At 48.6% G+C, this 13,298-nt stretch carries 9 protein-coding genes; 1 reads left to right on the plus strand and 8 read right to left on the minus strand.

Features of this window, described 5'->3' with window-relative positions; translation table 11 throughout:
- Positions 1 to 6: 6 nt before the first annotated feature.
- The 7 genes from KWJ01_RS14150 to KWJ01_RS14180 form a co-directional block, all read right to left on the minus strand.
- Complete coding sequence (locus KWJ01_RS14150) at positions 7 to 249, minus strand: hypothetical protein (protein WP_224997200.1); 243 nt, start codon at positions 247 to 249, stop codon at positions 7 to 9.
- A 154-nt stretch (positions 250 to 403) separates the two neighbouring features.
- Positions 404 to 1,813 carry a TolC family protein gene (locus KWJ01_RS14155; protein WP_224997202.1) on the minus strand — a complete coding sequence of 470 codons (1,410 nt, stop codon included), beginning with the start codon at positions 1,811 to 1,813 and terminating at the stop codon, positions 404 to 406.
- Entirely contained in the window at positions 1,810 to 3,174 is a 1,365-nt protein-coding gene (locus tag KWJ01_RS14160; RefSeq protein ID WP_224997204.1) for an HlyD family secretion protein, read from the minus strand. Before KWJ01_RS14160 ends, KWJ01_RS14155 begins: the two co-directional genes overlap by 4 nt.
- Before the next feature lie 8 nt (positions 3,175 to 3,182).
- Positions 3,183 to 4,919 carry a peptidase domain-containing ABC transporter gene (locus tag KWJ01_RS14165; protein WP_224997206.1) on the minus strand — a complete coding sequence of 579 codons (1,737 nt, stop codon included), beginning with the start codon at positions 4,917 to 4,919 and terminating at the stop codon, positions 3,183 to 3,185.
- A gap of 593 nt (positions 4,920 to 5,512) precedes the next feature.
- Positions 5,513 to 5,956: a DUF2809 domain-containing protein gene (locus KWJ01_RS14170; RefSeq protein WP_224997207.1), complete on the minus strand. Its 444-nt coding sequence runs from the start codon at positions 5,954 to 5,956 to the stop codon at positions 5,513 to 5,515.
- A gap of 113 nt (positions 5,957 to 6,069) precedes the next feature.
- Positions 6,070 to 6,462 (minus strand): hypothetical protein, encoded by a 393-nt coding sequence (locus tag KWJ01_RS14175; RefSeq protein ID WP_224997208.1) that lies wholly within the window; start codon positions 6,460 to 6,462, stop codon positions 6,070 to 6,072.
- 79 nt (positions 6,463 to 6,541) lie between these two features.
- Positions 6,542 to 9,490, minus strand: coding sequence for a PD-(D/E)XK nuclease family protein (locus KWJ01_RS14180; RefSeq protein WP_224997209.1), 2,949 nt, complete (start codon positions 9,488 to 9,490; stop codon positions 6,542 to 6,544).
- A 295-nt stretch (positions 9,491 to 9,785) separates the two neighbouring features.
- On the opposite strand from KWJ01_RS14180, the gene KWJ01_RS14185 reads away from it, so the two are divergent.
- Positions 9,786 to 10,412, plus strand: coding sequence for a YceI family protein (locus KWJ01_RS14185; RefSeq protein WP_224997210.1), 627 nt, complete (start codon positions 9,786 to 9,788; stop codon positions 10,410 to 10,412).
- Positions 10,413 to 10,546: 134 nt separating this feature from the next.
- On the opposite strand, the gene KWJ01_RS14190 is transcribed toward KWJ01_RS14185, so the two are convergent.
- Positions 10,547 to 13,159 (minus strand): DUF5686 and carboxypeptidase regulatory-like domain-containing protein, encoded by a 2,613-nt coding sequence (locus tag KWJ01_RS14190; RefSeq protein WP_224997211.1) that lies wholly within the window; start codon positions 13,157 to 13,159, stop codon positions 10,547 to 10,549.
- Positions 13,160 to 13,298: the final 139 nt, after the last annotated feature.

The raw sequence follows: 13,298 nt of genomic DNA on the forward strand, positions 1-13,298 counted from the left end.
ATCTGTTTAAAACGTAATGCGGTTCATCTTTTCTGCAAAGTGGTTGCAGCCAAAGTCAGCGCCGGTAATGTATTCATAGTGTCCGTTTTTTTCTGATACCGGCCTGCCATCGTTCAGAACCGGTACAATGTATTCCGGATCAACATGAGCATCTGATAGCTCATTACACTTACCAAACTTATCGGTTGGAACATCTAGTTTTGCCTGTGTTTGCTCCCAGTGGGTGCAGTGGTTGCAAGTAGCTTCCATATCTATAAAAAATTAAGTTCTACAATATTTACTACTGTAGTATACTTGCTGCTTTGATGCCTGGTTGCGGCTAACTCCCTGTTTCAGATTAATTTAGAATGGTGCTAAATAAAGTTAATGTGTTAAAGTGCTAATGAAGCAGGGTACACTGCACTTAAGGTACTATTCCCATCAGCCTTCTTAACTCTGCCTCCTGCTGCTGAAATTTCACCTGCAGCGAGAGTAGTTTTAAGCGGCTCTCCAGGTATTTGAGCTCGCGTGTGTTTACATAAAAAAGAGTACTCTCGCCATATTCAAACTTACGCTGCTCGCCAAGCCACATAGCCTGGTAGCCTGTTACCAGTTGCTGGTTCAGCCGTATTTGATCCTGCAACAGCTGTAAGCTGCTGATAAGGGCCTCCAGCTTGTTGGTTACCTCCAGGCGCTTTTGCCGCTGCTCCAGTGCTGCGGTTTGCATTTTCAGGCGGTTAAGCTGAAGTTCACCCCTGGCACTGCGCAGCAGCAAGGGCATTTTAAAACTAACACCAATCTTATAATTGTTTGGCGAATAGGAAGCGGGATTTTCCGTAGGAGCCTCTGAGCTAAGAATGTTGTAGCTGGCAGCCAGGTAAGGCTTAAGCTTTTCTGCCTTCCAGCGCCTTTCTGCTTCTAATTCTGCTATTTTATAGCCATATAGCCTAACAGAGGGGCTGGCCTCTGCCCATATTAGCTGCTCCGGGTCTGAGTTTCCGTTCAAACTATCGGCTAATACAGGGGCGGGGAGGGGTGCCGGTAAACTGCTGCTTACCCACAGCGGATCACCACCCTCGCTCCAGAAGAACGAGGCAGCCGCCTGCTCTGATTTTACCAGGTCCTGCTCCTGCTCCAGAAGGCTGCTCTGCAGGGTTTGTAGCTGCAGAAAAGCTTCCAGGGTATCAATGGCGGGTAGCTCACCCACCATAAATCCACTTCTAACCATCCTGAACCGCTGCTGAGCTACTGTTACTGCATTTTGCAGGGTGCTTAGCTGCTGATAATTTCCTGCCCATTGCCAGTAGGCTGCAGTGGCTTCGTACAGCAGGTTGGCCAACAGTTGCTGCTGCTCCCACTGGTAGCGTTCCTGCCGTATGCGGGCCTGGCGTAACATGCCCCGCCCTTCATCAAAGATCAGTCCCTGGATTAGGGGAACACTCACTCCTGCATACCATAAACCTCCGGAGGGTACAGTTCGCTCCGGGTTCAGGTAATCACCTTCGGCATAATCATAACCGGCTTTTAAGCCTATACCCAGGCGTGTAGTGGCCTTTAGCTCGCTGCCAAATATGCGGTAGTAGGTTTTGTCTTTGAATTGTTTTTCATCCAGGTCTGCCGCCAGTACAGGATCAAAAAAGCCGCGGGCACTGCGTACTTCCATACGCCCCTGCTCCACCAGTAAGGCAGCAGCACGGGCAGTGGGGTGATGCTGCACCACCTGCCTTAAGTACTCGTTAAGGCTCAGCGTATCGGGCTGCTGCCCCGTGGCGGGCAGGGCGGAAAACGTTAAGCATAACAAACAAAGAAATACACTGATGCAGGTCCCTTTCATTTCTTCTCTTTATTAGCAGCAGGGTTAGTCGTTACCGGTTTTCTCTGGTAGAAGTCTGGTGGAAATCCATTGATCTTACGCCAGAGCTCATACCCCAGGGGTACATCGCCCAGTAGGGCCATACCTTGTGCGCCGGCACCAATGCGCATGGCATCGGGCCAGTCGTGTTCATCAGGGTCTGGCGCTACCAAAATCCGGTATTTGCCGTTCTCGCTTATCACATTATCGATGGCAACTATCTCGGCGCCAAAGGTGCCGTAGGCTGCATTTGGCCAGCCGGAAAATACAATAGAAGGCCAGCCATCGAATTGTACCCTAACCGGCTGCCCTGTTTCCAACAGCGGCAGGTCAATAGGCTGCACATATATTTCGGCGGCCAGATCATAATCTGATGGCATAATGGTAAGCAGCTGCTCGCCGGATTTTACGGTTTCTCCAAGACCGGATTTAATGGTTTTAGTGATATAGCCGGTTTGTGGGGCCGTTACAAAATAAAGTCCCCGCCTGATGTCGTAATTAGTTGCCTGGTTCTGCAGTTTGGCAGCATCGGCAGTGGCGGTATAACGGCCGCTAAGCGCTTCGGCACGCTCCGAAGCGGCCTTGGCGAGCTTATCCTGAAACTCTGCCTGCAGACCGCTAATCGCGATGCGCGCATTAAGCAGGTCGTTTTTGCTGCTTAGGAGTTTGTTTTCGGCAATCAGTACTTTTGCCTGTGCCTCCTGCAGCTTCATGCGCCGTGCTTCAAGATCGGTACGCGATTTGAGCCCCTGCTCAAAAAGCTCTTCCATGCGCAGGTACTGGTTTTCGGCTATGCTGATCTGGGTGCGTGAGGCCACCAGATCCATGCTATCGGACTGTACTTTAAGGGCAGCCTGCTGCAGGTAATTACGCGCCTGCTCAAGCTTAAAAACACGCTGTTCCTGCAGGGCTGCAATCTGGTTGTCGAGCTGATCGGCTTTCTGGCCATAAGCCTGTGCCGACTGTGCTTTGGCTTCAAACTGCAGTTCGGCTCTTTCTACCAGCAGCGGGTCCAGGTAGTCTTCCTTAATTTCGCCCAGCTGCAGCAGGGTGTCTCCTCTGTGTACCAGCTCTCCCTCGCGCACATACCATTGTACTATCCGGCCATCTATAATGGCCGGAACTGTCTGCGGCCGCTGGCTGGGCAGGCGGGTGGTTACATAACCTACTCCCTGCACGTTTTGGGTCCAGGGAAGAAACAAAACTGCAATAAATATCAGCAGGGCAATAATCAGCAGGCGTGAAGCAATGTTTTTACCACTTTTATTCTCCAGCCGGTTAATTGAGGCGTAGCGCTCTGGGGCCACCTCAAAATCTATTTCATTTTTGCTTATGTTGAGCATAAAAGTCTTTAGCTGATAAATACCTCATGATACCATTTTTCATCGGTTAACCTGGCGGGATCAGGAACCTCTATGAGCTCACCATTGTGCAGCACCAGCACCCTGTTGAACTGCTTTGCCAGTTCCGGTTGTGTAGTGCTGAGCACAACAGTCCAGGGATGGGCAGGGTTGAGCAGGTATTTGAGCAGTCGTTTACGATCCGGTACATTCAGGGCCTCGAAGGGCTCCTCAAGCAGAATCAGCCTGGGTTTGTTGATAAGGCTGCGGGTGAGCAGGATCTTGTGCACGGCACTCTCCGGCAAATGACGCCCCTCGGGCAGCAGCCTGGAATTGTAGCCATCGGCCATTTCCTGTACCAGGCGGTTCAGGCCTGTAACCTCGGCCATTTCCTGTACTGTATCAAAATCAATCCCGGGCTTTCCCAAAGTTATGTTTTCCAGCAGGGTACCTGCAAATATTCCTTGTTTTTCCAGGTTAGCACCCAGGGTATGCCTGAGGCTTTCGAGGTTAAGGCTGTCAAGGGGTAGTCCATTGTAATTCATAAGCCCTTCAGAAGGTTCCTGCAGGCCTGCCATTATACGCAGCAGCAGGCTCTTGCCGCTGTTGCGGCGCCCTGTAATACAAACGCGTTCTCCTGCCTGTATATTTAGGTTCAGGTTCTGAAGCAGGTATCTGCGATCATCAGCTTCCTTAACAGAAACATTGTTCATCTGGATAGACATGCCTCCTTTGGCGCCAAAGCTCTTATCCAGATGAGTGCCGGTATGGTTTTCAAGAGGCAGGTCCATTACATGCCCCAGCTTGTCAAGAGCGGTTAAAACATCATATATGGTTTCCATGCTCATGATGAGCTTCTCTACAGAATTGAGCACAAGAATGATGATGATTTCTGCAGCTACAAACTGGCCAATGTTCATCTGCTGTTCAAGCACCAGTTTACCACCCAGAATCAGCAGGCCGGCAGCTACCAGCACCTTAAACACCACCAGGTTGATGTATTGAAACTTTAAGACGCCAAAGTGCCTGCTGCGGGCATCCAGGTAGCCATTTACCAGCTTATCAGTACGTTCCATCGGTAGAGGAGAGGTGCCTGCCAGTTTAAAAGTTTCCAGGGTGCGGGCCATCTCTTCCAGCCAGTGCACCACTGCATATTTGTACTTCGATTCTGTTAGGCTGCTCACCATGCCTGTTGGGCCGGTAATGCGGAACATCACGGCTACCAGCACCACCAGCAGCACACTGAATAAGATAAAAAAGGGATGGTAGAGTGATAGCAGGATTAACCCAAACACTGCCTGCAGGGCGGCACTTGAAAAATCAAGAAGAATCTTGGAAAGTCCTTTTTGTACTGATAAAGTATCGAAAAAGCGGTTAATAAGCTCTGGTACATAGTAGGAGCGCTGTGTATCGCCTTTCAGGCGGGGTATGCGATAAGCAAATTCAAATGCCGTGCGGGTAAAAACTTTCTGCTGTAACAGCTCCGATACCGTTAATTGCAGCACCTGCAATACCCCAACCAGTGCCATGCCCAGCATTACCAGTAAAACAAGCACTGCCAGTGAGGTAGATACCCTGCCACTGCCCAACAGGTTTATGATGGCCTGTATACCCAGGGGTAGAGACAAACTTACGAGTCCGCCCACCACTGCATAAAGATAAATATGACCGATCAGCTTACGGTCTACCCTTAGCAGACGGAAGAAACGGGTAAGAGGCGTTAATGATTGTGTTCCGGTTTGAGCCATATTTCTAGATGATCGTGCAGCAAATATACACTAGCTAGCAGATATGATAGTAATACTATCAAAAATAAATTTAAGTTCAATTCTTGTGTTTAAAAGATCTGTTGTGCCTAAGCGCCGGCGAACGGCTGGCAGTTATCTCTAAAGATGGAGTTTACAGCTCATCAGTTTAAGTAGTTATTTTCAGATATATAGCTGGTATTCTTGTGCTTGAGGTTAGTTCTTGAGCGCGTACTATTTGTTGTATTTTTGGTTTTTTCCGCACAGCTACTTTGGCTAAAATTGTAATGTGAACGGGCAGTACTAACAGTGCACCTTTGGTAACGTAACGCTACAGTGCAATTTGAAGTCTGCATTCCCTGAATTTTGATTCCTTTACCGGTTCGCTGCATTTGCCAGGTAAACTGGCTCCGGAACTGGTGCTTAAAATATTGTTAGTAAGTGAAATTGGTTGATTGTTAGGTAAAACGCAGGCGCTGATTAGGCCTGCGTTTTCTTTTTTTAAAAGAGTACTGGCGATCGTATAGCCGGATATGTTGTTGCAATAGTTAGTAGTGTCTGTTTAAGTAAATTCACAATAAGAGTGGGTATTTAATTTAAGGTAGTTTACCTCTGTTTGTGATATGCGCTGTGCCTCCGCCAAGGGGAGTAATTATGTGAAACCTGTTCAGAAAAAGATCCAGGCAATAAGCAAGTGCTGTTCCTGCAGTGTACCTGGCCAGATCTATCCACAGGAAGCCTTTACCAAAAACCAATGCTCCCATTGTGCTTGCCCTTATACTGTTTAACCAGGGTGCATTGTACAGCTGGCTGAACTCTATCAGAAAAGAAAAGCTCAAGCCTAACAAGAGTGAGAGTAGCAATGGTTTGGCGGGCAGTAAAGCTCTGAATCCAAAATAAACCATGGCAGCCCACAATGCATCGCCGAAATGAAGGGCAACGAAAGGGGGCATGGCATCGGAAAACTTTCTGGTGCTTAGGCCCAGTGCCATTACTATTGTTATCAGCAGCAGGTAAAGGAGTCGCTTTTTCAGTAACATATGGCTTTTTTTACCAGGGCTGAAGGTAAGCAATAATAATATTACCGGCTGATATTCAAGGCCTGGATGTACTCTTCCATTTAAAAATGTTCTTTTTTTCGCTCCTGCTTATTTCAATCATACTCGAACGGGGCCTCGCGTGAATAAATATTTACTACCGTGCCGGAAGTAAGATAAAAACCAACGTGTTGGGCCGAATTTGGAGGTATATGCCCCCGCAGTGGCTGTTTTTCGGTGCCAACCCTAAAATAGAGGGTGTCTTTCAGCTCTGTTTTTGGAATGGAAAACTGGTCTGTTAGCCGCTGGCCTTCGCGGGTGGTAAGCACCTTTTCATAAACCTTTTCCCTGCCATGGAACAGCGTAACGGTATCCTGGTAAAAGCCCGACTGAAAATCTATGTGGAGCGATTCGGGTGCTGATGCTGCATCATCGTCATTTTTAGTATTGTTGTCGCCACCTGGTGAGCAGGCTGTGATGAAAACGAGCAGAATAATGGTCCATCTCATAGTGCGGGTAACGTATGTGCTACCATGTATAAATAATAACATTCAGTAAGAGTTTAAAAAATTCGGGGGTGTTAAAGTATTAACGGTGACACATGCCTCTATAAGTACAGTAATCGCATTTACGCAAGTTATCAGTTTGTGTAAAAGACACTTCCGGGTTAAAAATTTCTTCCAGCAGCTTTGTCAGCTGTACCCTGTATTCTTCTTCAAAAGGCCTGATGTCGCGCACCGGCATATAGCCCCGCTCTGCCTTAATTTCCAGCAGCACATCAAAACCTGCAGAAAACAGTTCACGGCTGTTGTAGAGCCCGGGTATTACACGTCCTTCTTCCTGTGGGTTTACATTCAGGTACAGCAGGCTGTAGAGCATTGTTTGCATGGCTGCCTTGTTGCGGCGGTCGTTGCCCCGGTCAAATAGTGATTCCAGGCTTTCGAAGCGCTTCTCGTCCTGGCCGGTTTTATAATCAAGGATCCTTACTTTATCCTCCTTACGGTCAATGCGGTCAATAATGCCTTTGAGTCCCACCCAGTAACGGCTGCCATTAACAGCTATGGGTACCTCCATGCGGTAGCGGTTGCTTTCCGGGCCTTCGCCCCTGAAGCGGCTTTCGCTTTCCAGGGCTACAATTTCAAAGGGGGCGTAGTCTTCATCGCAGCTGAGAATGGCTTTGCCCAGCTTTTCAACAATGCCCCTGATAATAAGATTGCGGCCCTCCAGCTGCAGGGGAAGTGCCAGCCCGTAATGCTCTGCAAATGCCCGATCTACCACCTCGGGTAGCTTTTTATGCAGCATCACCAGGTCGCGGGCCTCCATAAGGGCATTGCCGCCTTTGCCTGCAATATGTTCTTTATACAGCAGCTCCATGGCCCGGTGCACCAGGTTACCAAAAACGGCAGGGTCTACCTCTTCCTGTACCTCATCGGGCTCCTGTATACCGGCTACATACTTAAAATAGAACCGCAGCGAGCAGTCAAGGTAAGTGTTAAGGGCCGAGGGAGTAAAGCGGCGCTGGGGAGCTTCTCCCTTGGCGGCCAGATGTTGCTGCAGTACCTCGCGCACGGCACTGGTCTTGGGAATCTCCAACGGCAGGGCTTTGGCCAGCTGCAGTGGGTGGGTTAGCACCTGTTGCCGCACCTCCAGGCCCGATTCATAAAGCAGCTGGTACAGCAGACGGCTCTTTTCACCATTCAGGCCGTAGGCGCTGCTGGTGTTGTAGAAAATGTGAACGTTCCTGGCCCGCTGTATCATGCGGTAAAAGTAGTAGGCATAGCGGGCATCCTCCTGATCGAAGGTAGGCAGGCCGTAGCCCCGGCGCAGGTTATAGGGAATAAAGGAGCCATGTGAGGGGGCCGGAGGGAAGCTGCCCTCGTTCATGCTTAGGATAAACAGGTTTTCAAAATCGAGCTGGCGCGTTTCCATGACCCCCATGATCTGCAGGCCGCTTAGAGGCTCTCCGGTAAAAGGCAGGCGCTGCTCCTGCACAATTTGCCGGAGGAGCTTCAGGAAAACAGGCATTTGCAGATCCAGCCGCTGCTGCTGCACCAGTTCGCGCAGGCGCTTCAGGTGTGTAAAAAACTGGTATATGTACTCCTGCTCCAGGGTGGGGAATTCGTAATTTTCTTCGTTGATGCTTTCGTTGATGAGCTCCAGCACCTGCAGCAGGTAATCGAACATAGGCTGAATGCCGCTGATGTGCCTGAACAGCGCAGGGTACAGCTGCGCATCCCCCTCCAGTCCTGCTGGTTTAAGGTATACCTTATTTTTAGCCTCTATCTTCTGAATGTTTTTGCGGGCAAGCCCGGTATTGTAGTAGTACAGGTAAGGGTGCCGCAGCAGGGCAAGTACGGTTCTGTAGTGAAAAGCTACTTTGGCGCCCTCGCCGCGCGCAGCAGCCTGTAGCTCTACCATCAGCTCAATAAGGCTGTAGAGCGGGGTACTGCGCAGGGGGTAACCCATGGTTACATTAATATTTCCGATGGGGTGGCTGCTGCCGCGCGAATCTTTATACGATTCGGGAATGGAGTGCAGCACCGGGAAGAGCATGTATTCGTTGGGCAGCACAATAGCCGTTTTTTCCAACTCAATGCCCCGTTGTGCCTGCAGGCAGTGCAACAGCTTTTCGCCCATGGCCTTGGCCTGACCTACCTCCAGGGGCACACCTATCAGCTCTATGCTTTTGGTCTTGTTTTGCAGGTGTTTGGGGTACTCCTGTGGAAAGCCGGGGCCAAAAGTGCTGCTTCGGGCCCATTTTCGCAAATAGGTTCCCGCTTCCTGCCGTTCATCCAGCATATAATAGGCGTCCGTATCCCAGTAAATGTGGGCATTCTGGTGCTTTACAAAGTAAGCCAGTATTTTTTCTTCGGCCGGATTGAGGGCATTGAAACCTGCAAACACCAGCTGCTGATAGGGGTGGTCGAGTGCATGGGCTGCGGCCGCCTCGGCAACCTCGCGGTACAGCATGCCATCGTAGCCAATCCCTGTTGTTTGCAGGCGCTGACGGTACTGCTCATACACCTTGGGCAGAATATCCCAAACGGCAATAAACTCCTGCTGCTGCCTGCTGCGACTGGTGCCAAAGCTCTGCCAGAATTCCTGCACCACCTGTATTTGTTCAGGGGTAAGAAAGTCCAGCGCATCGCCCATATCATTGATCTGCGAGATGTTGGTGAACAGCAGCCGTGCATCTACCAGGTGTTTATCTACGGCATCGAAATCGTTCAGGAGCATTTCGCCCCAGAAAAAGAATTTATCGAAGCTTTCTTCCGTAAGCACCAGGCGTTTGTAGATTTCAAATAGCTCAAAGACCAGCAGCAGCGTATCTGCTTTTTTTGTGGTGCTAAGGCTTTGTACAAACTCCTCGAGCGTGAGTACCGTAGGCGACCATACCGGCTGGTTCAGCTGCCTGGCCAGGTACTGCTGAAAGAACAAGCCTGCCCGCCTGTTGGGAAACACCAGCGTTAGCCCATCCATATTATTGGAGTGGTTTTTTAGGATCTCGGCGGCTAGTTCTTCCAGGAAGGTGTTCATGCAGGGTTTTGAATGTAAAGTACCAGTTACAAAGTACAAGGTATTTGGTATATGGTACAAGGTGCTGACAATAATTCGGGCTGCTTTTTCGGCTGTAGTCTGCTGTTACCAATGCCTGTACTGATACAGATCGCTGGCAGGTATGAGTTATATCATGTTTACATCAGACATAGGTCATAGCCTTAAAACATCATCAGTGGTACTTTTATACTATCATCATACAGCCTGGCATGCCCTACCCATGGAATGCTAAGCAGGGCAGGGGCTGTAGATGGAGAAACATAAATGTACAGCCATGAAGAGAATGAACATACTGATGCTGTTACTGCTGTTCCCGTTTTATGCGCTCTTAGCCACTAATGGCAGCCAATTGGGAGCTGGCTATGGCAAAGAGTGGGTAGTTACTGAGAAAAGTCAGCTAACAATTTCCGGCAGCTCTAATGTAAACGAATTTCAGTGCATGAGCCTCTCTTATGCAGGTGGCAACAGCCTGTACGAAACCTGGGATGTGATCAGTAAAAGGCCTGTGATGAGCGGACTTATTACCCTGAAGGCTTCTGCTTTTGACTGCCAGAACAAGATTATGACCCAGGATATGCAAAAGACCATTAAGGCAGATAAATACCCAAACGTAAAAGTACATTTCCTGTCCCTGGAGCGTATGCCTTCCAGTGGTCATCAGCAGAAAGCAAAGGGCGTGGTGGAAATTTGCCTGGCAGGTGTAAGCAGGCAGTATGAGATTAGTGCCACATTCCAGGAGCTGGGCAAGAGCAAAGCCATGCTGGCTGGTAGCCTGGAGTTTAATCTTACAGATTTTAACATAGAGCCTCCTACTAAAATGATGGGAGCCATTAAGGTAAAAGACTGCTTTACTATTGATTTTAATTTAGAGCTGAAGAGTTATGATACCACCCTTCAGTAGGTTGTGTGCCCAAAAGATGCCATATCATACAGCGCTCTATTTGTGGTAAAAGCCGCTGCCATGCATATTTTTGCGCTGGCAGCGGCTTTTGAACTTTCAAGCCTGCTCTCCGGAAGCAACCCAATAAAGCAACTTTAATCTGTATTGATCTTAAAAATGGTGGCAATGCCTATTCTGGGAGCTACTTCAACAAAATCACCATTTCTGAAGGAGGCTGCTGCTTCCACCCTGAAGATCCTAAGAATGTTATCAATAGAATAGCCCAGCTCATAATAGTGTGGAGAGCTGCCGGTTTTCAGGTAATTTACAAAGATGTTTTCCTTCAGGCCCGACATGCGCAGCATAGGTAGCTGGGTTAACAGAAACTTTCTGAACTGGTAGTGGGTGTGGCCTGCAAAATAACTGCCGTTGGTGCTGTAATCATAATAATCGAGCAGGCGGTAGCCACCCGCCGGACGCAGCGTACTAAGGATTGTTCTATTGCCATCGAAATGCTCGTAGTCCATAAAATGCATGCGCCTGTTATTGAGGAAGGTGCCCCCCCGCAGCTCAAACTCAAGCCTGCCGCTTACACCAAACTCGTAGCCATGGTTAATACCCAGCTCCAACTGATCGTAATCTACGTCGCTACCCAGCACATTAGAGATGCCCTTGCGGTAATTAAGAATGAGCTCGGGCGCTTTGTGCAGGTTTGCATATTTTTTGCCATTGTACATTCTGTAGGTTAAGCCGGGCCTGTACCGCAACTCCGCATTGAAGATCAGGGCTTCATGCTCCGGAAAACCTGTATTTTGCAGCTCTATGTTCTGCGGACGGTTGTACGAATATGATCTCGAATCTCCCTTGTAAAAGCTGTAATTACTCTGGTCGAAAAGTTCGTTTCTTTGCGCCCACTCAAGGCTGGCAGATACTACAAATTCCCTTAAATGACTGTACTGGTAGCCAAGCCTGGCATAGTTCTTTTCATAGACCTTCATGAAATTCTGCCTTAGTGCCAGCGAGTAAAGGGTGTTGATGAGCGGGTGAATGGGCTCCTCATCGTTGAACTGGGATACAAAGCTGCCCCCTTCCAGGTGAAAGTTGTTTCGTTTGCCCTCATTGTTAGTGGCATAGCTAAGGCGGCCTTTGCCATAGAAATTTTCGCTGGAGAAACCGTAGCGCAGGGTGGGGTTGAATTCTATCCTTTTCCTTAAGCTATCGAAGCGATGGATAAGCTTAGCACTTACGTTTACATTGAAGCCTTCTACCGTATTATAATAAGTTTGTGCAATGGTGGGATCTATGGCCAGGGTTGTTCTGGGAGAAAGTTCATACTTGCCGCCAAACAAGATTACCTGTGGCCTGAGACGCCCTTTTTTTATTACGTTGGCCGAATCTTTTCCGGTAAGCCTTGCCTGCTGCACCATGGCCAGTGAATCGTCACGCCTGTAGCCTTCAATTTCTTTTTTAGTTAGCGGCACCGGACGTATTTCTGCCCAGTAGGCGGCATCGCGCTTATAAGCCAGGCTGTCTATTTCCTGTTTTCTTTCGCTTACCACCTCCGGGTTCTTTTGCTCTTTCAGCGCTTCTTTCTCATACTGGTTAATCATTTTCCTGAACTGCTTCTTGGTCATCTGCTCCTCGCTCGCCAGGGTTTCCACAATATCATCTTTGTCTGAAGGTTTGGAAATCTCCAGGTCTTCTGGTACTTCTTCTATTTTTTCGTCGATGATCTCGGTTTCGGCCAGCAGATCCTGGTTCAGCTGTACCTGGTATTCGCTGCAGGAGGCAATGTAATGCACTTCGCCAGCGAAGCCCAGTGCTTTACCCGATATCTTATATTGGTGCGTAACAGGCATCCATACCTTTGGGGCCACTTCGGCATAATTTTGCTTTGCTCTTACCTTAAAGCCCTGTATGCTGGTGGTAAGGTCAAGGCTGTGGATGGCCCACAGATCATCGATGATATAGATATACCCATCGAACACCTGCTCGCCCTTAGACCTGGGAATAACGCGTATTTTGTTTATTTCCAGGTCTCCTTCCCGAAAACTACCCTCAAAACGAAACTTATAATAGGCAAATGCAGCTCCTGAAAGGGGAGAGATGGCGGTAGCAATGCGATCGTTGTAAAAGCTCTGGTTGATGTAGGGACTGGGGGAGGCTCCATTGTTTTCGCCAGAGCTGCGGATGGAAATCACCCTTTCTTCTATCTTATCGGGCTGCTGAAATTTAACAATGCTTACAGATTCCATGGTGTAGGCCTCATCAAGCAGCACACCTTCTTCTTTTAGCTTCTTTTTGAGGAAAAAGGGCACACTGGTTACCTGGCCGGTGCCTTTTATATACACTTTTGTCTGGTAGCTATCGTATTGCAGCAGGTGGTATTTGCGTTTGGATATGGCTTTCCGCATAATGGTAAGGGCCGGATCTTCTTCCTTACGCTTGATTTCTACGGTATTGAGCACCTCTACCTGCTCTTTGAGTACAAAATTTTGTTCCAGCCAGTCTTCACCGATCTCCAACTGATGCTGCTGCATCTGGTAACCTAAATACTGAATCCTGATGTTGTAAGTGCCGGGAGAAAGCTTAATCTCGTAACTACCATTTATATTGGTAGAAGAGCCGTTCTTTAACTCCATTACATAAATGGATGCGTAGGGAAGAGGCTCTCCATCAGCTGTTTTTACGGTGCCCCTGATGCCCTGGGCATAAAGTCCGGATATGAAAAATAACAGAACCAGCAGGGTTGAGAAAAGGCTTTTCATCGAAAGGGAAAAAGTTAAAGGTGGAGCATTGCTTTCATCAGTAGATAGATTGCCTCAGATAATGTTATCTGGCACATCTTTTTAATAATGATACTAAAATGGATGCAATGGTTGCACAGCATCTAAACCTTCTTTGCAT

This window comes from Cesiribacter sp. SM1, from assembly GCF_020178975.1.
Lineage (GTDB): Bacteria > Bacteroidota > Bacteroidia > Cytophagales > Cyclobacteriaceae > Cesiribacter.